The following is a 21,514-nucleotide window of genomic DNA, read 5'->3' on the forward strand; positions in this document are numbered from 1 at the left end:
TCGGAGCGCGCACTGCGCAGGCGGGACGTACGGTGATGCCGATGTCACCGACCGTTGTCGTCGTTCCCGCCGCGGAGGTACACGCATGCGTACGGTCCAAGGGGCCGCCCTCGACGGGATCAAGGCCCGCGTACGGGCCCTCGCGGAACGGACCGGGCTGCCGGTGCGGTCCGCGAGGGGCGAACCCCCGACGCACGGCGGCCCGGCCGTCCGCCTGCGCCCCGCAGAGCGCGTCGGCCGTGCCGCCCGGGGCGCACCGCCGCTCGCCGGCCCCGGGCCGGCCGCGCCGCCGCTCGGCGCGCAGGCCCCCGGCCGGCGGACCACCGTGAAGGCGTCGCTCCGCAAAGCGCCGACCCCGGCCGGCCGTGCCGCCCTCCTCGTGCCCGCCGTGTCCCCAGCGGCCGCGACCACCGTGTTCGCCGCCCTCGGCGCCCTGCTCACCGGCACCGGCCGGCCCCGCCCGCGCCGCCGGCGGCCCGACGGGGCACGCGCCTCCGCCGCCGCGCTCCGCACCCTGCGCGCACGCCACGGGGACGCGCCCGCGCTCGTACGCACCCGGTCCGGGAAGACGCTCCTCGTCCTCCTCGACCCGCGTGACGTGCGCCGCTTCTACGCCGAACCCGTCAGCGTCCTCGCCGCCGACCCGCCGCAGAAGTGCCGGGGCCTGAGCACGCACGAGCCCGACCCCGACGGGGACGGCCCCGGCTGCGTCCGCGGCGAACAGCGCGCCGAGCGGCGGCGGATGAACGAGGACGTGCTGGCCTCCGCGGTGCCCGTCCACCCCGCGGCCGGCCCGATCCTCGCGGCCGTCGCCGAAGAGGCCCGGCACCTCACCGCCACCGGCACCCTCGAACTCGCCCGCGCCCGGCACGCCGTGAACCGGGCCGCACGGCGGATCGTCCTCGGAGACCCGGCCGCCGAGGACGACGAACTCGCCGGATGGCTCACCCAGCTGCGCGCCGACGACAAGCGCCTGCGCGGCGGCCCGGGGCGCACCGCGCGTTCGGTGCACGACAAGGCCCGCGCCCGCATCGGTGAGTACGTCCGGTACGCCGGCGACGACACCCTCGCCGGCCGCGCCGCCCGCCACGGCGACCCCGCCGGCCCCGAAAGCGTCGTCGACCCCGGCGACGAGGCCCGGCTCTGGCTCCTGGCCATGGACGCCGTGCCCGACACCCTGCTGCGCACGCTGCTCCTGCTCGGCGCCCACCCCTGCGAACAGGACGCGGCCGCCGCCGAGGCGGCCGCCGAGGTCGCCGCCGGGCCGGCCCGGGGCGAACTGCCCAGACTGCGGGCCTGCGTCCGCGAGTCGCTGCGCCTGTATCCGGTCGTGCCCGACCTGATCCGTGTCACCCGCGGCGAGACCGAATGGCGCGGCGTGCGCCACCCGGCCGGCACCTCGGTGCTCCTGCCCGCCGCCTTCCACCAGCGCGACCCCGAGCGGGTACCGGCCGCCCATGTCTTCGTACCGGGCCGGTGGAAGAACCCGGGGGCCGACCAGGACATCCGGATGGCGCCCTTCAGCCACGGGGGCGGCCGCTGCCCGGGCGACCAGCTCGGACTGATGATCACCGCCGCGTTCTGCGCCGAGGTGCTGCGCGGCCACCGCGTCACCGGCGCCCGCCCGGTCCTGGACCCCGTCGGCCCCCTGCCCGTGACGCTCGATCCGCACGGCATCCGGCTCGCCCTCACCCGCCGCTGACGCGCTCTCCCTGTCGGCGCCGCCTCATCCGCACCGCCCGCACCGCCCTGCCCCGCACCCCGTCACGTCCCAGCCGAAACCCACGAGGATCCCATGTCCGACGCCGCGACCTCCGCGTCCACCGCCCCGGACGTCGACCAGCTCGACGCCCCGTGCCGCGCACTTGCCGAGGCCGCCGACGCGGTCGGCGAGGCCGCCCGCTACGCCTCCGGGCTGGCCTTCGGCGCCCGCCTGCCCGCGGCGGCGCTCGCCAGGGGCGGCCGCAGCAGGCGGGGTTGGCGCACCCTGCTGCGCACCCTCACCGACCCGGCGGGCCTCGGCTGGGCGGCGCGCGGCCGGGGCGCGGCCCGCGCCGGCCGTCTCGCGGGGGTCCTGGCCGGCCGGGAGAGCCTCGCCATCAGCATCGCCGTCTGCGGACTCAAGGCCCGGATCCGGGCGGCGAGCGCGGACCGCCCCGAACTCCGGGAGGACCCCGGCACCGCGGCGGTCCTGCGGGCGGTCGAGGCCGGCCGACAGGCCGAGGCCGTCCGGCTGTTCCGCCGCATCATGCGCGAACGGGGCGCCGAGCACGCGTTCTCCCTGCTGGCGCCGTCGTTCGCCGACATCCTCGCCTGGAACGCCCTGACCGACGCGAACCCCTTCAACGACCACGCCGGCTGGCAGGTCGCCACCGGCCGGGCCGAACCGGCCCGGCCGCTCCTCGGACTCGGCGCCGCCCTGTGGGCCTTCTGCGACAGCGGCCCGGGTCTGCCCGCACCGCCCCCGGCCGGGACGGGCCCCGACCGCGGTCCCGTCGTCCGGCGCCGTGCCGCGGACCGGCCGCCCCAGCGGCCGCGGCCGCTCCGTCCGGCGCCGCGGCCCCAGGGAGGGAGCCTGCACGGCCACGCCGCCGCGCTGCGCACGCACGCGCTCCGGCTGCGCAGGGCCGCGGCCTGGTCGCCGGGATGGCAGGGCCGGGAGACGGAGGCCCTGCGCGCCGAGGTCGAGAACCTGGCGGCCCGCTGCGCCACGGCGGCGGGCGGCCTCGCCCTCGCCGCCGCCCAACTGCAGGACCCGTGAGGGCTGCAGGGCCGTCAGGACCTCCGGCTACAGCACCAGTGACAGCAGCAGGACGCAGCCCAGGCCGACCACCGAGATCACCGTCTCCATCACCGACCAGGTCTTCACGGTCTGGCCGACGGTCATCCCGAAGTACTCCTTTACCAGCCAGAAACCGGGGTCGTTGACATGGCTGAAGAAGAGCGAGCCGGAGCCGATGGCGAGGACCAGCAGTGCGGTCCCGGTCGTGGACATGTCCGCCGCGAGCGGGGCCACCAGACCGGCCGCAGAGATGGTGGCCACGGTCGCCGAGCCCGTGGCCAGCCGGATGGCCACGGCGATCAGCCAGGCCAGCAGCAGGGTGGGGACGGCCCAGTTCTGCGACAGGTCCAGGATCATCCGGCCCACGCCCACGTCGATGAGGGTCTGTTTGAAGCCGCCGCCGGCGCCGACGATCAGCAGGATGCCCGCGATCGGGGCGAGGGACTTCTCCACCGTCACCGAGAGCCGCGCCCGGGTGAAGCCGGCCGCCCTGCCGAGGGTGAACATGCCGACCAGCACGGCCGCGAGCAGCGCGATCAGCGGGGAGCCGACGACGTCGGTCACGCGCTGCACCGGGTTCGCCGGATCGTCGACCACGATGTCGACCAGAGCCTTGACCAGCATCAGGGCCACGGGCAGCAGCACGGTGAACACCGTCGCCCCGAACCGCGGTCGGTGCTCCGGCTCGGCCGAGGGGCGCGCCCGGGCGATCATCTCCTCCGGCGCCGGGATGTCCACCCACCGCGCCGCGTACCGGGAGAACAGGGGCCCGGCGATGATCACGGTCGGGATGGCGACGACCACTCCGAGCGCGAGGGTCACGCCCAGGTTCGCGTCGAGCGCGTCGATGGCGACGAGGGGTCCGGGGTGCGGCGGTATCAGCCCGTGCATCACGGACAGACCGGCCAGCGCCGGGATGCCGATCCGCATCAGGGAGTAGTTACCCCGCTTGGCCACGAGCAGCACCACCGGGATCAGCAGCACGATGCCGACCTCGAAGAAGAGCGGCAGCCCGATCACCGATGCGATGAGCACCATCGCCCACGGCATCGCCCGGCCCTTGGCGCGGGCCAGGATGGTGTCGACGATCTCGTCCGCGCCGCCCGAGTCCGCGAGCAGCTTGCCGAGGATCGCGCCGAGCGCGATCAGTACGCCCACGCCCGCGACCGTGGCACCGAGTCCGGCGGTGAAGCTGGCCATGGTCTTGGCCAGGGGCGCGCCCGCGAAGACCCCGAGGGCCAGCGAGCCGACCGTCAGCGCCAGGAAGGCGTGCAGTTTGAGACGGGTGATGAGCAGGACGATGAGGGCGATGGCGGCGAGTACGGCGATCCCGACCTGGGTGTTGCCGGCCGAGGATATCGGTGCGGCGGCGGCGGCCAGTGCCGGGGTGCTGAGCGTGGTCACGGTGACGCCCCCTCAGTTCTCGGAGATGCCGAGCCGGCCCAGCGCGGCCAGGGCCCGCCCGGTGACTTCTTCCGGGGAGCCGGCCACGTCGACCGCGACACCGAGCTCGTCGTCCTGGAGCGGCTCCAGCGTGGCGAACTGCGACTCCAGCAGGGTGGTGGGCATGAAGTGGCCCCTGCGCGCCGCCATCCGCTCCTCGATCAGCGCCCGTTCACCGGTGAGGTGCACGAAGACGGCCCCGGGGGCCGCCGTACGCAGCCGGTCGCGGTAGACGCGCTTGAGCGAGGAGGCGGCGATCACGCCGCCGCACATCCCGGCGCGGTTGCGGATCCACTCGCCCACGGCGTCCAGCCAGGGCCACCGGTCGGCGTCGTCCAGAGGGTGGCCGGCCGCCATCTTGGCGACGTTGGCCGCCGGGTGGAAGGCGTCGCCCTCCGCGTAGGGAAGGCCGAGCCGTTCCGCGAGCAGCCGGCCCACGGTCGTCTTGCCCGTGCCGGCCACGCCCATCACCACAATGACGCGCTGGGTGCTCACGTCCACCTCGCTGTCCTCGTCGACATCGGTTCGTGCGGCACCACTGAAGCGCATTAAGTACTACGTATTCAAGCCTTGGGTCGAAAACATCACATCTTTAGTCCGAGGGGTCGTCACCGTACGCTTGCGCCATGACCACCGAAGGCGCCGAAAGCGGTCCCGGCCAGGGCCTCCACTCCCGCGTGCTGGACACGATCGGCCTCGCGATCGCCGCCGGGGAGTACCCGCCCGGCAGCGTCCTGCGCACCGACGAGATCGCCGAACGCTTCGACGCCTCCCGCACGGTGGTGCGCGAGGTCGTCCGCGTGCTGGAGTCGATGCACCTGGTCGAGTCCCGCCGCCGGGTCGGCGTGACGGTTCGCCCGACCGACACGTGGAACGTCTACGACCCGCGGGTGATCCGCTGGCGGCTGGCCGGCCCCGACCGGCCCCGGCAACTGCGCTCCCTCACCGTGCTGCGCTCCGCCGTCGAGCCGGTGGCGGCCGGACTGGCCGCGACCCTGGCCACGCCGCAGCACTGCGCCGACCTCACCGCGGCGGCCCTCGGCATGGTCCGCACCTCGCGCGGCCACCAGCTCGAGGGCTACCTGCAGCACGACATCGCGTTCCACCGCGTGGTGCTGAACGCCTCGGGGAACGAGATGTTCGCGCGGCTCGGGGACGTCGTCGCCGAGGTCCTGACGGGACGCACCGAACACGAGGTGATGTTCCACGACCCCGACCCCGCCGCCGTCACCCTGCACGTCCAGGTGGCCGAGGCGGTGCGCGAGGGCGACGCCGCCCGCGCCGAGGCGCTGACCCGGCGGATCGCCGAGGGCGCACTGGAGGAACTGGACGTCCTGCTGGCCCCCTGAGCCGGGCGGCCGGCACAGGGCGGAGTGCGACGGGCACCGGGCGGCGAGCGGGGGGACCGGACACGGCGGACCGGCGCAGGGGTCATCCGCAGCCCCCGCACCCTCCACCACCGCAGCCGCTGTCGCAGCCCCCGCCGCCGCAGCCGCCCGCCGCGGTGTCGGAGCTCCGTGACTCCTTGCGCCTGCGTTCCCGCTCCGCCCGCTCCTCGCGGGCCAGGCGCTCGGCCTCCCGTACCCGCTCGCGGAACGAACTGCCGGACGGCTGCCAGCCGCCCAGCCCGTGGACACGGCGCGGCAGCAGCGGGGCAGCGGTGACGTACGGGACCAGCCGGATGTCGCCCTCGTAGACGGCACATTCCACGACGACCTCGGCCCCTTCGTACACGGGCCCGTGGAGGACCGCCTCGATCGGCTCCGAACCGGGATCGACGTCGTGGTGCAGGGTGCGCAGGGCCCGTGCGGAGCGGGCGAGCAACACCCGCTGCCCCGTGAGGGAGTTCTCGGACGCCGAGGAGTACGCGATCAGTGGGGGAGCGGTGCGGGTGACGGCGTCCGGCACCAGCCACAGGTGACCCGACGCGGCCCGGCGGACTCCGACCAGCAGCGCGGGCTGCGGCCGGGCGTGCAGGCGCCGCGCCGCAAGGCGGCTGCCGCAGCCCCGGCCGAGCAGCGCCGAACCGGCCACCAGCAGCGCCCCTGCGCACACCTGCCGGCCGGACAGCTCGTACGGGTCCGGGTGCGCCGGAGCCCCCACGAGGGCGCCGGCGGCCGCGGCGCAGCACAGGGAGCCGAGGACCATGCCCGTCAGCCCGCGGCGCCGGTGCGCGGCCGGGAGCGGGGAGGGCAGCGCGAACCGGTCGGGTCCGGCGGCGGCGAGGGACAGCCCGCGCTGGCGGCGGCGGGCGCGCAGGCGCAGCAGCGCCCCGGTGAACGCCCACGCGCAGCAGGCGACGACCAGGGCCCGGCCGGTCCTGCCCGCGGCGCCGGAGGCGCGGGTCGCCGCGAGGGCGGCGTCCGCGGCGAGGACGGGAGCGGCGGCCAGGACGGCCGCGGGCAGGTATCGGAACCACACCGGCAGGGCGGCCAGCAGGACGACCAGGGCGTAGCCGGGCCGGCCGGCGGCGAGCCCGGTGGCCGGCGCGCCGCTCCAGGACGTCAGGACGAGGGAGAGGATGACCAGAGTGCCGAGGAGCCGGGCTCCGCGGGCGGGTGCGAAAGCGGCCGGGGCCCGGGCGCCGATCCAGCGCCGGGCGTCGTCGACGTCCCAGAACCGGACCGCGCCCTCGGGTATCGATGCCCGGGGAAGGTGCTTGACGAAGTCGGTCACGGCGCCAGTATGGGAGCGCCGTGCCGGGCCCAGAAGGTGCGGCCGAGGCACGGAATCGCTACGGCCGCTTCCTGGACTGGGCGGGCGGTCGGCGGCCTCAGGCGTCGAGCACGGCCAGCTCCAGACCGGCGAGGCGCTCCGGTTCCGCCGTGATGTCGATCCCGGTGATCAGGCCGTCCTCGATCGTGAACTCCAGTACCAGGAAGAGCCGTCCCAGCGGAGCCATCGCCAGGCCCACCGTGCCGCCGACCAGCGCCGGCTGCGTGGACCGCGCACGCTGCATCGCGGCCATGGCGCCCTCGGCGACGGTGACCGCCCCGGTGACCACGAGCGGCCTCGGCGTGGGGCCGACGGCCCGGTCGGCCCGCAGCACCACATCGGGGTGGAGCAGCGAGACGAGGTCGTCGAAGTTCCCGCCGCGCGTGGCGGCGAGGAAGGCCTCCACCACGCGGCGCCGGCGGGCCAGGTCGCCCTCGGACACCAGCGGGGCCCCCTTGACCCTGCGGCGGGCCCGGCTGGCGAGCTGGCGGGTGGCGGCGGAGGTCCTGCCGAGCAGCGGGGCGATCTCGTCGAAGGACACGGCGAACAGGTCGTGCAGCACGAACGCGAGCCGTTCGGCGGGCGTCAGCGTGTCGAGCACCACGAGCAGCGCGAGCCCGACCGAGTCGGCCGTCACGGCCTCCTGTTCGGGGTCGACGGTTTCCTCGCGGCCGGCGGCGGGGTCGGTGGCCCAGGCGTCCATCGGGTCCTCGCGCCGGGTCGCGCGCGAGCGCAGCATGTTCAGGCACACCCGCGACACGACCGTGGTGAGCCACCCTCCGAGGTTCTCGACCTCGCCCGCGTCGGAGCGGCTCAGGCGCAGCCACGCCTCCTGGACGGCGTCGTCGGCCTCGGAGAGCGAGCCCAGCATCCGGTAGGACACCGCCCTGAGATGGGAGCGGTGCTCTTCGAACCGCTCCGCCGGTGTTGCACGCCCGTCCACCCGTACCACGTCCCCTCCTCGCAGTGGATCTTCAAAATAGATCACCGGGAAGGCGCGTCGGCCATAATGGCCGCGAACGGCACAAGCAGTGGAGACGCCGGGGCACGTGGTGGTCCGGCAGGAGAGGAAGCCCCCGATGGACGTGCAGCACTTCGAGCGGATCACCGCTTTCATCGAGGCGCGGCTCACCCCGCTGTTCGACGAGGCGACGGGCAGCGATCACGGCTTCGCGATGGACGACACCTCCCGTGCGCTGCGCGCCCTGCGCAACTCCGTTCTGGAGGCCTCGGCGGTCAAGGGCCTGATCGAGAAGCGGGAATCCGCCGAACCGGCCGTCCGCCGCGTCATCGACCAGTCCGTCGAGCACCACTGGGACGTGCTGCGCGGCATCGCCCGCCAGTGGGAGGACCACGCCGACTTCCGCCACGAGTTCAAGCACCACGCCTGGGAGCTCGACCACCACCACGCCGCAGCCGGGGCCTGACCCCGCCGGTCAGAAGGGCCGGCCCCGACCGGCCCTGCTGACCGGCGCCGCCGCACGCTGCTCCCCGCACCGTGCGGCGGGACCTCACGCGCCGGCTTCCGCCGACTTGCGCGGCGTGGTCTGCTGGACCGCCCAGCCGTTGCCGTCCGGGTCGGAGAAGTAGACGAAGGAGCCCCACGGCAGGTCCTGGATCTCCGTCACCTCGACCCCCCGGCCGCGCAGGTCCTCGTACGCCTCCTCGATGTCGGTGACGACGACCTGCATGTTGTCGAGGGAGCCCGGGGTCATCCGGGTGAGGCCCCTGCCGATCGCGATCGAGCAGGCCGACCCCGGCGGGGTCAGCTGCACGAACCGGATGTCCTCGCTGACGGTGACGTCGTGGTCGGCGTTGAAACCGATCTTCTCGTAGAAGGCCTTGGCCCGGTCGACATCGGTGACGGGCACGGCGACGAGTTCCAGTTTGATGTCCATCACAGCATCATGCGCCCCGCACCGGTGCCGCGCCGCCGGATTCCGTTCCGGCGGGCGTGTCCGCCGCGGCGAACTGCGTGCGGTACAGCTCCTCGTACCGGCCGCCCAGCGCCAGCAGTTCGGTGTGCGTGCCCCGTTCCACGATCCGGCCCTCCTCCACCACGAGGATCAGGTCGGCCGCCTGCACCGTCGACAGCCGGTGCGCGATGACCACGGCGGTGCGCCCCGCCAGGGCCTCTCCCAGGGCCTCCTGCACCGCCGCCTCCGACGTCGAGTCCAGGTGCGCGGTGGCCTCGTCGAGGACCACGACCCGCTGGCGGGCCAGCAGCAGCCGGGCGATGGTCAGCCGCTGCCGCTCGCCGCCCGACAACCGGTACCCGCGCTCCCCGACCACGGTGTCCAGGCCGTCCGGAAGCGAGGCGACCAGTCCGTCCAGCCGGGACCGGCGCAGGGCCTCCCAGATCTCCTCCTCGGTTGCGTCCGGCCGGGCCAGCAGCAGGTTGGCCCGTACCGACTCGTGGAAGAGGTGCCCGTCCTGGGTGACCATGCCGAGCGTCTCGCGGATCGAGTCGGCCGTCAGGTCCCGTACGTCGACCCCGCCGAGCCGGACCGTGCCCGCGTCGGCGTCGTACAGCCGCGGCAGCAGCTGCGCGATGGTGGACTTGCCGGCGCCGGACGAGCCCACCAGGGCGACCATCCGGCCGGGTTCGGCGCGGAAGGACACCTCGTGCAGGACCTGCGTACCGCCGCGGGCGTCGAGCGCGGCGACCTCCTCCAGTGAGGCGAGCGAGACCTTGTCGGCGGCCGGGTAGCCGAAGGACACCCGGTCGAACTCCACGGCCACCGGGCCCTCCGGCACCCGCCGGGCGTCCGGCTTCTGCGTGATGAGGGGCTTCAGGTCGAGGATCTCGAAGACCCGCTCGAAGCTGACCAGCGCGCTCATCACCTCGACGCGGGCGCCGGCCAGGGAGGTCAGCGGGGCGTACAGCCGGGTCAGGAGCAGGGCGAGGGCGACGACGGAACCGGCGTCCAGGGTCCCGCGCAGGGCGTAGTACCCGCCGAGCCCGTAGACGAGCGCCAGGGCCAGCGCCGAGACCAGGGTGAGGGCCGTGATGAAGGCCGACTGGGCCATCGCCGTCCGGATTCCGATGTCCCGCACGCGCGCCGCCCGGACCGCGAACTCCGCGGACTCGTCGGCGGGCCGCCCGAACAGCTTGACCAGCGTCGCACCGGGCGCCGAGAACCGCTCGGTCATCTGGGTGCCCATCGCCGCGTTCAGCGCCGAGGCCTCCCGCTGCATCGCCGCCATGCGCGCCCCCATCCGGCGGGCCGGCAGGACGAACACGGGCAGCAGTACCAGCGCCAGCAGGGTGATCTGCCAGGAGATGCTCAGCATCACGGTGAGGGTCAGCAGCAGCGTCACGGTGTTCCCGACCACCCCCGACAGGGTGTTGGCGAAGGCCCGCTGGGCGCCGATGACGTCGTTGTTGAGGCGGCTGACGAGGGCTCCGGTCCTCGTACGCGTGAAGAAGGCGACCGGCATCCGCTGCACGTGGTCGAAGACCGCAGTCCGAAGATCCAGGATCAGCCCCTCGCCCAGGGTGGCGGAGAGCCGGCGCGCCAGCAGCCCCAGCCCGGCCTCCGCGACCGCGATCACCGCGATGAGCAGGGCGAGCCGGGTCACCGCGGCACTGTCCCGGCCGTCCACGATGGCGGTGACCACCCGGCTGGCGAGCACCGGGGTGGCCACCGCCAGCAGGGCGGTCACCACGCTCAGCAGGAGGAAGAGAACGAGCCCGCGGCGGTGCGGGCGGGCGAAGTCGGCCACGCGGCGCAGGCCGTCCCGGGAGAGGGGGCGACGGTCCTGCTGGGCGGTGATCGCGCTGTGCAGCGATGTCCAAGCGGTGACTTCCATGTCCATGACCCGAACGCTAGGACCTCGACCAAACTTGAGGTCAAGGATTCGGCTCCGGACCCCCCGACCGGAGCAACTACGTGTGGCCCCAAGCAATTTCGGTACCCCTGCGTTGTCCGTGCCCGATGGCATCATCGGTCCATGACGCAGGGATCCGAGTCCGTCCGTTTCGCCGAGGGCACCACCGGCACCGTCCTGCACCACTTCGAGCGCTGGGCGCGGGACACGCCCGAGGCGCCCGCCCTCATAGCCTCCCCGAAGCACCAGCTCCCCTACGGAGTGCTGGACGCCCGGGCCAACCGGCTGGCGCACCACCTGCTCGCCCGCGGCCTGCCGCCCGGCGGCCTCGTCGCCATCGGCACCACCCGGCACGACGAGCTCGTCGCCGGCATCCTCGCCGTCCTGAAAGCCGGCGGGTCCTACGCCGTCGTCGACGCCGAGACGCCCCGCACCGGGCGCCAACAGCTCGCCGCACTGGAGGCCTTGGCGCCCTTCGCACTGCTCACCCACTCGCCGCACCGGGCCGCCCTCGACACGGCCTCGGGCCTGCGCGCGATCCGGACCGACGACGACGCCGCCGAGATCGCCGCCCGACCCGGCTACGCACCGGACCTCGCGGAGGCGGCCGACGGCCGCGTCGCGCCGGCCGCCGGCCGTGCGGCCGTCCTGTTCACGGCGAGCACCGAACCGCGGCCCGTACCCGTCGCGCACGCCGTGCTGCTCGCCGCCCACTCGGGCTGGACGGAGCTGGCCCGGCCGACCCCGCAGGACAGGCACCTCATCACAGCCCGCGCGGACGTCACCGCCTTCGCCGCGGGCTGGACCAGGGTCCTGTGCACGGGCGGAGCCCTCGTCCTGCCGCCCGACTCCTCCTGGCGCACCGAGCACCCGCAGCAGGTCCGCACGGCGGTCGAGGCCCAGGAGGTCACCGTCCTGCACTCCGACCCCGCCGGCATCGCCGCGCTGGTGATCGACGGCCCGAGGCCCACCGCCGCGGACCGCAGGACCGGCCCCCGGCCGCTGCGCTCGCTGCGGCTGGCCACCGTCACCGGCGACCGCCTCCACCTCGACGAACTCGACGCCCTGCACGTCCGCCTGCGTTCCGGCGTACGGATCCTCGACGTCTACGGCCTCACCGAGGCGGCCGGAGCGGGCACCTGCTTCGAACTGCCCCAACTGCCCGCCCCCGTCGGCGAACCGGAGCGCCTCTCCCTGCTGGGCACCCCCTTCGCGGGGTGCCAGGTCCACGTGCGGGGCGGCGAGATACACCTCACCCCGCCCGGCGGCGGTGACGCGATACCCACCGGCGACCTCGGCGTGCTCCGCCCCGACGGCCTGCTGGAGTACGCCGGCCGGATCCGGAACCGGATCCCCCTCCACGGAGGCTCCTTCGACCCCCACCCCGTCGAGGCGGCGATCCGGACCCACCCGGGCATCGGCGCGGCCCTCGTCACCGCCGTCGACGGAGTCGGCAAGGACGGGCAGCGCCGGCTCGTCGCCTACGTGTCCCCGCCGCCGGGCGACCCGGCCTGGGACGCCTCCGCACCGCTGCCCGAGGTCTACGGCCTGCGCAACCACCTCGCGGGCGTCGTCCTCAAGGAAGTGACCCCGACCGTCCTCATCCGGCTGAGGGCCCTGCCGCGCAAGCGGGGCGGACAGGAGGACCGCTCCGCCCTGCCGCTGCCGACACAACCCGTCTCCGAACGACCCGCGCTGCACGGCAGCAAGTTCGCCCGGGCGGCTGCCCACGTGGGCGACCCGGACGGCGGCCGCGTCGTCGCCACCGGGTGCCTGACGATCGTCCTCGCCTTCCTCACCCTGGTGCTGACCAATGTCGTGTGGCCCGGATCCACGGACCTCTCCGCCGTGCCGTACCCGTGGGCGGCCCTCTTCTTCCTGCTCTACGTCGCCGAGAGCCTGGCCTTCGGTGCGGGCCTCGCGTTCCTGTTCACCGGGTACCGGCTGATCGAACGCCGCGAGCGCGGCCGGTCCCCGGGCCGCATCAGGGCCGTCCACCTCGCCGCGAGCTACCTGCTGCTGGCCTGGTGGCCGCAGGACAACGCCTACCGCCTGGCGGCCAAACAGGACTGGCCCCTCCAGGCCTTCCTCGTCTACGCCTTCAACATCCCCCTGATGATCGCGGGCCTCGTCGTGGCCGTGCATCTGGCCCGCAGGCCGGACTCGCCCTTCGACTTCGAAGACAGGACCTGAAAGAGCGTTTTATCCTGGCATGGGTGTTTGGTGGGTTCTTGGGTGAGTGGCCTATCTGTGATAGCCGAGGCTGGTGGTCGCCTTCGTGGGATCTGTGGCGGGTGACGGCGGTCGAGGATCCGTTTCGACCCCTTCGCTCCTGTCTGATCCCAAGGCGCCCCCACTCACCCCCGTTTGCGCCCTGTGATCGAGGGACTGGTCCCGGTACTACCGAAACATGCGCCCACCTCGACCGTATCCAAGTGACCTGTCCGATGCCCGGTGGGGGTTGATGGAGCCCATTCTGTCGGCCTGGCGGGCTGAGCGGAGAGGCAAGGGCCTGGACATAGGCCGGCCGCCCGAGCACGACCTGCGGCGGATCATGGACGCGGTCCTCTACGTCGACCGCACCGGCATTCCCTGGCGCTACCTGCCACACGACTTCGCACCGTGGGAGACGGTCTACGGCTACTTCGCCGCCTGGCAGAAGGACGGCGTGTTCGACCAGCTCAACGGAGCTCTGCGGCGACTGGTACGTGAGGCCGAGGGCCGCACCCCCGAAGCAAGCGCCTGCGTGCTGGACGCCCAGAGCGTCAAGACCTCCGCGAACGTGCCCGCAGCCAGCCAAGGCATCGACGCCGGTAAGAAGATCGCAGGCCGCAAACGACACATCGGCGTCGACACCCTCGGCCTCCTCCTGGCGGTCCTCGTTACCGCGGCCAGCACCTCCGACCACGCTGGGGGAATCCAGGTACTTTCACAGATCGCGAAGGCCCACCCTCGGGTGACCAAAGCCTGGGCGGACACCGGCTACCGCACCACGGCCATCGACCACGGCGCCCGCCTCGGCATCGACGTTGAAGTCGTCCACCGCGACCCCGGCCAGAAGGGCTTCAAGGTCATCCCGCGGCGCTGGGTCGTCGAGCGGACCTTCGGATGGCTCATGCACCACCGCCGCCTCGCCCGCGACTACGAGACCCACCCGCATCGCTCCGAGGCGATGATCCGCCTCGCAATGATCGACCTGATGAGCCGCAGACTCACGCGAGAGTCAACTCCGAACTGGAAAAACTCATAACCAGAGAATGAAGAGCGGCCGTTCACACCTACCACTCCGCCACCGACCGTCACGTCGTAGACGCTTCGGACCTCGATAGGGTGACGCACATGGCCGATGTCATCCCCATGAATCCGCAGGAAGAAGCCGCGCAAGGCCGCATAGCTCTCTGGCTCACATCAGAGGACCTTCGGTGGCTGGCGGGCCACTGCTGCTGCCCAGAAGACGCATCACCCGAAGAGAAGGACCGGTGCGGCCGCCTCCGATTCCGAGCGAGCGCCGCCCTGCACAAGCACAGCCAGTCCGACTGACGCTGCGACGACTTCTCAAACAGCCACGAGGGGACAAAACGCTCTTTGACCGCCGGCCGCCCGCGACCCTCTCAAGGGGTCGCGGGCGCGGGGCCGTCGAACATCGCTCCGACGGCCTCCGCCCCGGAGCGGACCAGGGCCTCGGCCGCGTCCAGGGCCTCCAGGCTGTGCGCGGCCACCAGCACCCCCAGCCAGGGCACCGGATCGAAGGCTCCCGTCGGGATCGCGGGGACGAACACCGCCCCGAGGTCCGCGCACGCCCGGGCCAGGTCCGCGCACAGCTCGTCCAGCTGAGCCTCGGGCAGCCGCGCCCCGAGCTCCACCCGGTCGGCGATCCGTACGAGGTGCCCCGCGCCCCGCAGCGCGTCGAGCCGGGCCGCCACCATGAAGGCGATCGACGGCCCGGTCAGCCGCAGGTTCGTCTCGGTCGGCGCCAGCCGCCCCGCGGAGTCCGCGACGAAGTCCACGTCGAACCAGCCCCGGTAGCCCGACGCCGCAAGCTCCCCGCCCACCGCCGCACCGAAGGCGAGGATCGGCTTCTCCGCCCACTCCGGGACCGCTCCCGGGCCCACCGTGGCTCCGCGGTACGCACCCGCCGTCACGTCCATCAGGGCCGCACCGACCTCGTGCACCTTGCCCGCCGCGTCCACGAAACCGTCGTACGTCAGGTCCCGGGCGGCGCCCGGATCCGGCGGGCCCGCGACGAACTCCTCCACCAGCAGCGGTCCGCGCGGCAGCCGCCGCAGGACGGCGCGGGCACCACCCGCCGCCCGCACCTGCCCGGCCGTGACCACGGTCGTGCCCGAACCCCCGACGCCGTGCTCCGATTTCAGAACGGTGCTCTTTCCCGCCCGCGCCCGCGCGGCCAGCAGGCGCGCGGCCGCCCACCGCGTCGCCGCACGTACCTGCGCGGGCAGCACGATCCCGGGATGCCCGCCCTCCGCCAGGATCCGCTCGAACAGCCCGTGCGCCGCGGCCTTCGACTCGTAGTGCAGCTCCCCGGACCGCCACGGCCGCCCCGCCAGCAGCCCGAACGGCCGGGTGAGCCCCCACGGTACGAGCGGCTCCCCGGACCCCGTCAGCCGGGCGGCCAGCGCCGGCCGGGCCCGCACCGCGTCGACGAGCCCGGGACCCCGCTCCACCAGGCCGTCGTACACCTCGACCCCGGTCCAGCCCAGTTGCCGGCCGACGAGGTCGGTCCAGCCGGCGGGCACCGCCCGGGGCAGCACCAGGGCGGACGGGCAGGGGCTGTAGAAGGCGGCCAGACAGGCGTAGTGGTGCGCGGCCGCCTGCTCGCGGTCCAGGGAGGAGTCGCCGAACTGCGCGTTGAACTCCGCCACGTTGCCCACATGTACGGCCCGCCCGCCGCCGGTCCAGGCCCGTGCCCAGCCGGCGAGCGGGGCCGGAGCCGCCTCGAACCGCACCAGGTGCCCGTTGGGCTCGGCCGCCGCGGCCGCCGTATGCGCAGGCGTATCCGGCTCCGTATTCGTATCCCCAGCCCCAGCCGTATCCGCCGCCGCGGTCTGCCCGGTCGGCGCCGCGACCGCGCCCATCGCCCGGTAGAAGCCGGCCGCGTGCGGATCCGAGTCGATGACCAGCCTGCGCACCCCCTGCTCCACGGCCCGCCGCAGCACGTCCCGGTACAGGAGCCGCCCCACGCCCTGCCCGATGGCGGACGGTTCGACGAAGAGCAGCCCCAGCGTCGCCAGCGGGGCGGAGCCCTCCAGGGAGGCGAGCCCGAGGACCGTCCCCCGAGGGTCCTCGGCGACCACGATCCGGCGCGCGGTCACCTCGTCGGGCCGGATCCGCAGCTCCGGGGCGCAGGCCGCCAGGAACCCGGCGTCGTAGCCCCAGTGCGCCTTGGAGCGCATCACCAGCCCGGTCAGGGCCTCCGCCTCGACCGCCCGCGCGGCCCTGACCTTTACCATTCGCTGACCTCCCCATGGTCTGCCGGAAGGCCGTGCGATAGATTCGGCCTCCCCACGGCGTGTATTTTCCCACCAATCGGAGACAGGCTTCTCAATGAGCGACATCATCAACGGACTTGGCCGCACCAGCGCCTACGGCGCCCTGGGCCTGGTCCTGCTGATCCTCGGCATCGTCCTCGTGGACGTGCTGACGCCCGGGAAGCTCCCGAAGCAGATCTGGGAGGAGCGCAACCGCAACGCGGCCCTCTTCCTCAGCTCGGCGCTCCTCGGCATCGGCGGCATCGTCTTCACGTCGATCTGGACCACCTACGACGACTTCGGCAAGGGCCTGGCGTCGACGGCCGCCTTCGGGCTCCTCGGCCTGGTCCTGATGGCGGTGGCCTTCCTGGTGCTCGACCTGGTGACCCCGGGCAAGCTCGGCGCCATCGTCGTCGACCCGCACCCCCACCCGGCGGTCTGGGTCTCCTCCGCCTGCAACCTCGCCGTCGCCGCGATCGTCGCCGCATCGATCGCCTGACGCGGGAGCACCCGAACGCATCGAGAGCGCCGCTCCGTCAGGGGAGCGGCGCTCTCTTCGTACCCGGCGCCGGACGCGCGCCGTGACGGTCCACCGTCCACCGTCCGTCGCCCGGGCTTCGCTACGCCAGGCCCAGCGCGAACACCCCGAAGCCCACCGCCAGCAGCCCCGCCACCGTACGCCGCAGCGCGCTCGCCGGCCGGCCCGCCGCCGGCGGTGCCTCGAACCGCCGCGCGTAGCGGGCGATCCCCACCAGCAGGGCCGCGAACACCGGCATCCACGCCACGCGCGCCGCGATCCATCCCAGGCTGTCCGGCGCCGTCGTCAGCCCGGCCACCCCGCCCGCGAACGCGGCGGGCACGGCCGCCGCCAGCATCGCCGTCTGGTGCCAGCACAGGATCGTCATCGCGCACAGGTTGACCACGACCACCGGGGCCCACAGAGCCGGCCGGGCCAGCAGCCGCGCCAGCCGGTCCCGCAGCAGGATCGCCGCACCCGACTGCGCCGCGGCCAGGGCCAGCACGAGCAGCGACGGCGGGTGCGAGTTGGTCCGCGCCGCCCCCGGCACCCCCACCATCGACGCCGGATAGTGGAAGAGCGCCAGCAGCGCCGCGAACAGCAGCGCCCCGCCGGCCAGCAGCAGCCAGGCCCCGCGGCGCCCGATCCGCCGCTCGCCCCAGTCCACGCCCAGCTGGTAGGCGAACAGCCAGCCCGGCAGGATGTTCAGCACCGACAGCCAGGACGGCACGGACTCCGCGAACGGCCCGTAGCGCAGGAGGTCCACCACCGCGACCGAGGCGATCAGCGGGGCCGCCGCCCAGCCGCCGAGCCGGCCCGCCGCCCGCACGCAGTACGGGGTCAGCGCGGTGACCACCACGTACACCCCGACGAACCACAGCGGTTGGACGACCAGGGTCGCGCCGGTCCGCAGGGACGCCTCCGGCACCCCGGCCGCGTACAGCGCCGGCGCGGCCAGCGCCCATACGGCCGTCACCCCGAGCACGGGCCGGCCCAGGCGTACGATCCGGCCCTTCAGCCAGGCACCTGCCGACCCGGACCGCCGCCGGTAGGACAGCGCCGAGGCGTAGCCGCCGACGAGGAAGAAGATGCCCAGCATCTGGAGCACCCAGCTCGCCGGCGCCAGGGCGCCGAAAGCCGACAGGGGACTGGCGTTGTGCAGAGCGCCGTCGGCGTCGAGCGTGAAACCGCCGAGCAGCCAGTGGCCGGTCGGCACGGCCAGCAGCGCCAGGGCGCGCAGCCCGTCGACCGCACGGTCGCGGTGGGCCGGGGTCCGACGGTCGATCCGCTCGGCGGTCCTGCGCAGCGGTGCCGACAGGGTGGAGGCGCTCACCGGGCCTCTCCCTTCGCGATCGCGGCGAACGCCGCGAGGGACTGCGTACCGGGCGTGAAGTAGCCCGCGTGGCCCCGTACGTCGGCGGCGGGCACCCGGCGCGCGCCGAAGGCCGCGGAGGTGGGGTCGGCGCCGTGGCCGATGCCGGCGAGGCGGACGTTCGGAACGTCCGCGATCCAGTCCGAGGGGCCCCGGGCCGCCCACACGCGCGCGCCGGTGTGCAGGGCGTCGGCGGTGTCCGCCCGCATGCCGGGGGACCCGAGGGCCACGACGTCGGTGGCGTCGGTGTGCCGGGCCGCCAGTCCGCACACCACCGAGCCGTAGCTGTGGCAGAACAGCACCGGGTCGGGTGCGCCGACCGCGTCGAGACCCGCGGTGAAGCGGGCCAGCCGGTTCGCCCCGGCCGCGGCCAGCCGTCCGTCGGCCGCGTCGAGGCCGACGCCGACCGGGGTCGTGTACCCGGTCCACGCGATGACGGCCACGGACCGGTCGGCCACGGATCCGCCGGCCACCGAACCTTCGGCCACGGAACCTTCGGCCGCAGGCGTTCCGGTCGCCGTGCGCAGTGCCCGGGCCATTCCCGCCGGACCGGTGTGCGGTGCCCGCCGGGCGTCGTAGGAGGCGGCGTCGTTGTCGGAGCCGGGCACGATCACCGCCACGTGCGCGGCGTGCTCCAGGTCCCCGAAGACCTCGGCGACCTGGCCCCTGCCGCGCGGGTCGAAGGCCAGGATCCGCCGGCCGGGCGCGGCCAGGGACGCGTACCGCGCGTCACCCGCGGCGGCGACGGCGAGCCGGTTGGCCTCGTACCGCAGGGGGAGCGGCGCCCCGTCCAGGTTGCCCACCACCAGCGGGTGGGACCGTACGAGCGCCGCGCGCGCCGTATCGTCCAGCCCGGCGAAGAACCGGGCCACCTCCTGCGGCGTCGCCGTCGCGGGATCGGGCAGCGCCCCGCCGTACGCCGTGTCGGCCCGCCAGGCGGCGCTGCCCGGCGGCGGCCCGGTGACCGCCGACTGGCTGTCGCCCGAAGCCCAACCGGCGGTCCCCCCGACGACGGCCACCGCCAGCGCGGCCGTGACCAGCGTCCTTCCGAAGCGGCGCATGCCCCTTCTCCTCTCCTCGTGACGAGGGGGAAGGTAGGGAGGCGGCACCACCACGTGCGTCGGACCGTGGAGCCAAGTCGGATGTCATACCCCGGTAGGGGGTGGAGGAGACGGCCGCGGCCTGCGGTCCGGCTCCTCGGGTCAGGCCGAGTCGCCGGGGCGCACCAGGCCCGCCTCGTAGGCGAAGATCACGGCCTGGGCCCGGTCCCGCAGGTCGAGCTTGGCCAGCACCCGCCCAATGTGCGTCTTCACCGTCTGCTCCGCCAGGATCAGGTGACCGGCGATCTCCTGGTTCGACAGCCCGCGCGCGATCAGCTCCAGCACCTCGGTCTCGCGCGGGGTCAGACCGTTCAGCCGCAGCGCCGGGTCCTTGCGCGGCGCCGGCCGCTGCTGGACGAAGTCCGCGATCAGCCGCCGCGTCACCGAGGGTGCCAGCAGCGCCTCGCCCGAGGCGACGATCCGTACCGCCGCGATCAGGTCGGCGGGCGGGGCGTCCTTCAGCAGGAAACCGGAGGCCCCGGCGCGCAGCGCCTCGTACACGTAGTCGTCGATGTCGAAGGTGGTCAGCATGAGCACCCTGGGCCGGTGCACGACCCCGGGCGGCGGGTCGAGGATCTCCCGGGCCGCCGTCAGCCCGTCCATCTCCGGCATCCGCACGTCCATCAGCACCACGTCGGGGTGCGTGGAGCGGGACACCTGCACCCCCTGGCGCCCGTCCGGGGCCTCGCCCACCACGTCGATGTCGGCCTGCGCGGACAGCAGCGCGGCGAACCCCGCCCGCACCATGGCCTGGTCGTCGACGATGACCACGCGGATGGTCAACTGCGCTCCTCGTTGGTGTCGTTCGCTTCGTGAGCCGCGTGCGTGCGGGCGGTCCCGTCACCGGCGCGGATCGGCAGGCGGGCGGCGACCCGGAAGCCCCCGTCGGGCAGCGGCCCGGTGTCCAGCGTCCCGCCGGTCAACCGTACGCGCTCCCGCATCCCCACGAGGCCGTGCCCCGTGCCCGGCCCCTCCGGCTCCACCACCGCGTCCCGGGCCGCCGGACCGTTGACGACGAGCACGAGCACCTCGTCGTCGTCGACCGTGACCGAGACCCGGGTGGGGGCGCCCGGCGCGTGCCGCACCACGTTGGCGAGGGCCTCCTGCACGATCCGGTACGCCGACAGGTCCACCGCGGGCGGGGCGGCCTGCGCCGCACCGGCCGCCAGCGACAGCTCCACCGGCTGGCCCGCCCGTACGGTCGCCTCCACCAGCTGCTGGAGCCGGCCGATCCCCGGCTGCGGAGCCCGGGCCCCGTCGGTGTCGCCCCCGCTCGGGCCGCCCGCGCCACCCGCCCCGTCGGCGGCACGCAGTACGGTCAGCAGCCGCCGCATCTCGCCGAGGGACTCCCGCGCACTGGCCGCGATCGCCGCGAACTCCCGCTGCACCGGCTCGGGCATGCCCGGCAGCCGGTAGGGCGCCGAGTCGGCCTGCACGGTGATCACCGACATGTGGTGGGCGACGACGTCGTGCAACTCGCGTGCGATCCGGGCGCGTTCCTCCAGCAGGGTGCGCCGCGAACGCTCGGCCTCACTGATGCTCTCCTGCTCGGCGATCCGCTGGCGCGCGTCGCCCAGACCGCGCAGCGCACCCGTCAGAGCCAGCAGTATGCCGCTGAGGACGAAGAGCAGCGCGGCGGTGTTCGCGGTGTCCCGGGGCTGGAAGAAGCCCAGCACCGCACCGAGGGCGCCGGTCACCAGCCATACCCCGACCAGGTTCCGGATGGACTCGCGCAGCCCCAGGCAGGCCATCAGCACCAGGTAGCCGACGACGGCCATCGGCGTCCACGGCCAGGGGTGGCCGGCCACCTTGTCGGTTTGGGCCAGCAGCACCGCACCGACGGTGTCCGCCGCCAGGACGAGCAGCCACGCGGGCAGCGGCCGGGTCACCGCGAGGAGCAGCGGTACGGTCTGCGCCACCCCGAGCGCCCCCGACCAACCGCCGTCCAACCCGTAGTCGTTGGTCAGCACCGCGATGGTCGTCGGCAGCAGCGAGACCACGAAGATGCCGACCACGACGTACGGAAGCGCTCGCTGCCAGGCCTTGGGAGCCTGCGCGAACAGCGGCTGCGCCGCCGCGGCGGGCGTGCGCAGGGCCGCGGCGAGCTGGGCCGGGGCGCCGGGCCCACGGGCTGCGGCGGTGCGGGCGGGCGCCCCTGCCGGGGTACGCCCTCCGGTCCGTGTCCGGGCTCTGTCGCTCATGATCGCACCACCCTAAGCTCCGCCGGCCCCGCAAGGCGGCAGGGGTAGGCTGCAGACCAGTCGATCA

Annotated in this window: 18 protein-coding genes; 7 read left to right on the forward strand and 11 right to left on the reverse strand. The window is 74.3% G+C overall.

Features of this window, described 5'->3' with window-relative positions; all coding sequences use genetic code 11:
• The first annotated feature begins 85 nt into the window (after positions 1 to 85).
• Both E6U81_RS01695 and E6U81_RS01700 read left to right on the forward strand, forming a co-directional pair.
• Positions 86 to 1,702, forward strand: coding sequence for a cytochrome P450 (locus tag E6U81_RS01695; protein ID WP_136228228.1), 1,617 nt, complete (start codon positions 86 to 88; stop codon positions 1,700 to 1,702).
• Between the two features lie 93 nt (positions 1,703 to 1,795).
• Positions 1,796 to 2,761 carry a hypothetical protein gene (locus E6U81_RS01700; RefSeq protein ID WP_136228229.1) on the forward strand — a complete coding sequence of 322 codons (966 nt, stop codon included), beginning with the start codon at positions 1,796 to 1,798 and terminating at the stop codon, positions 2,759 to 2,761.
• Positions 2,762 to 2,788: 27 nt separating this feature from the next.
• Here the strand turns inward: E6U81_RS01700 and E6U81_RS01705 are convergent, their stop codons facing one another.
• Positions 2,789 to 4,186, reverse strand: coding sequence for a gluconate:H+ symporter (locus E6U81_RS01705; RefSeq protein WP_136228230.1), 1,398 nt, complete (start codon positions 4,184 to 4,186; stop codon positions 2,789 to 2,791).
• A gap of 12 nt (positions 4,187 to 4,198) precedes the next feature.
• The gene (locus tag E6U81_RS01710; RefSeq protein WP_136228499.1) at positions 4,199 to 4,720 is read right to left on the reverse strand and encodes a gluconokinase; all 522 of its coding nucleotides are present in this window, start codon (positions 4,718 to 4,720) and stop codon (positions 4,199 to 4,201) included.
• A 131-nt stretch (positions 4,721 to 4,851) separates the two neighbouring features.
• Between E6U81_RS01710 and E6U81_RS01715 the strand changes: the two genes are divergently transcribed.
• The gene (locus E6U81_RS01715) at positions 4,852 to 5,574 is read left to right on the forward strand and encodes an FCD domain-containing protein (RefSeq protein WP_136228231.1); all 723 of its coding nucleotides are present in this window, start codon (positions 4,852 to 4,854) and stop codon (positions 5,572 to 5,574) included.
• Between the two features lie 82 nt (positions 5,575 to 5,656).
• Here the strand turns inward: E6U81_RS01715 and E6U81_RS01720 are convergent, their stop codons facing one another.
• Positions 5,657 to 6,901 (reverse strand): hypothetical protein, encoded by a 1,245-nt coding sequence (locus E6U81_RS01720; protein ID WP_136228232.1) that lies wholly within the window; start codon positions 6,899 to 6,901, stop codon positions 5,657 to 5,659.
• A gap of 97 nt (positions 6,902 to 6,998) precedes the next feature.
• A complete protein-coding gene (locus tag E6U81_RS01725; protein WP_276615787.1) occupies positions 6,999 to 7,892 on the reverse strand; it encodes a sigma-70 family RNA polymerase sigma factor in 894 nt (297 codons plus the stop codon).
• Between the two features lie 127 nt (positions 7,893 to 8,019).
• Between E6U81_RS01725 and E6U81_RS01730 the strand changes: the two genes are divergently transcribed.
• Entirely contained in the window at positions 8,020 to 8,367 is a 348-nt protein-coding gene (locus E6U81_RS01730; RefSeq protein ID WP_136228234.1) for a hypothetical protein, read from the forward strand.
• Between the two features lie 84 nt (positions 8,368 to 8,451).
• On the opposite strand, the gene E6U81_RS01735 is transcribed toward E6U81_RS01730, so the two are convergent.
• On the reverse strand, positions 8,452 to 8,838 hold the full coding sequence (locus E6U81_RS01735) for a VOC family protein (RefSeq protein WP_136228235.1): 387 nt from the start codon (positions 8,836 to 8,838) through the stop codon (positions 8,452 to 8,454).
• 7 nt (positions 8,839 to 8,845) lie between these two features.
• A complete protein-coding gene (locus tag E6U81_RS01740; RefSeq protein WP_136228236.1) occupies positions 8,846 to 10,759 on the reverse strand; it encodes an ABC transporter ATP-binding protein in 1,914 nt (637 codons plus the stop codon).
• A 135-nt stretch (positions 10,760 to 10,894) separates the two neighbouring features.
• Between E6U81_RS01740 and E6U81_RS01745 the strand changes: the two genes are divergently transcribed.
• Positions 10,895 to 12,964, forward strand: a complete 2,070-nt coding sequence (locus tag E6U81_RS01745; RefSeq protein ID WP_136228237.1) for an AMP-binding protein — start codon at positions 10,895 to 10,897, stop codon at positions 12,962 to 12,964.
• A gap of 217 nt (positions 12,965 to 13,181) precedes the next feature.
• On the forward strand, positions 13,182 to 14,021 hold the full coding sequence (locus tag E6U81_RS01750) for an IS5 family transposase (RefSeq protein WP_136228238.1): 840 nt from the start codon (positions 13,182 to 13,184) through the stop codon (positions 14,019 to 14,021).
• Positions 14,022 to 14,382: 361 nt separating this feature from the next.
• Here the strand turns inward: E6U81_RS01750 and E6U81_RS40715 are convergent, their stop codons facing one another.
• Complete coding sequence (locus tag E6U81_RS40715) at positions 14,383 to 16,239, reverse strand: GNAT family N-acetyltransferase (protein ID WP_136228240.1); 1,857 nt, start codon at positions 16,237 to 16,239, stop codon at positions 14,383 to 14,385.
• A 94-nt stretch (positions 16,240 to 16,333) separates the two neighbouring features.
• Here E6U81_RS40715 and E6U81_RS01765 point away from each other — a divergent pair, with 94 nt between their 5' ends.
• Positions 16,334 to 16,756: a DUF350 domain-containing protein gene (locus tag E6U81_RS01765; RefSeq protein WP_136228241.1), complete on the forward strand. Its 423-nt coding sequence runs from the start codon at positions 16,334 to 16,336 to the stop codon at positions 16,754 to 16,756.
• 121 nt (positions 16,757 to 16,877) lie between these two features.
• Here the strand turns inward: E6U81_RS01765 and E6U81_RS01770 are convergent, their stop codons facing one another.
• From E6U81_RS01770 to E6U81_RS01785, 4 genes are all read right to left on the reverse strand, one after another.
• A complete protein-coding gene (locus tag E6U81_RS01770) occupies positions 16,878 to 18,107 on the reverse strand; it encodes an acyltransferase (protein ID WP_206309808.1) in 1,230 nt (409 codons plus the stop codon).
• The gene (locus E6U81_RS01775) at positions 18,104 to 19,207 is read right to left on the reverse strand and encodes an alpha/beta hydrolase (protein WP_136228242.1); all 1,104 of its coding nucleotides are present in this window, start codon (positions 19,205 to 19,207) and stop codon (positions 18,104 to 18,106) included. The genes E6U81_RS01770 and E6U81_RS01775 overlap by 4 nt, the downstream gene beginning before the upstream one ends.
• 141 nt (positions 19,208 to 19,348) lie before the next feature.
• The gene (locus E6U81_RS01780; RefSeq protein WP_136228243.1) at positions 19,349 to 20,029 is read right to left on the reverse strand and encodes a response regulator transcription factor; all 681 of its coding nucleotides are present in this window, start codon (positions 20,027 to 20,029) and stop codon (positions 19,349 to 19,351) included.
• On the reverse strand, positions 20,026 to 21,447 hold the full coding sequence (locus tag E6U81_RS01785) for a sensor histidine kinase (protein ID WP_136228244.1): 1,422 nt from the start codon (positions 21,445 to 21,447) through the stop codon (positions 20,026 to 20,028). Before E6U81_RS01785 ends, E6U81_RS01780 begins: the two co-directional genes overlap by 4 nt.
• Positions 21,448 to 21,514: the final 67 nt, after the last annotated feature.

This window comes from Streptomyces sp. A0592 (genome assembly GCF_004795115.1).
Lineage (GTDB): Bacteria > Actinomycetota > Actinomycetes > Streptomycetales > Streptomycetaceae > Streptomyces > Streptomyces erythrochromogenes.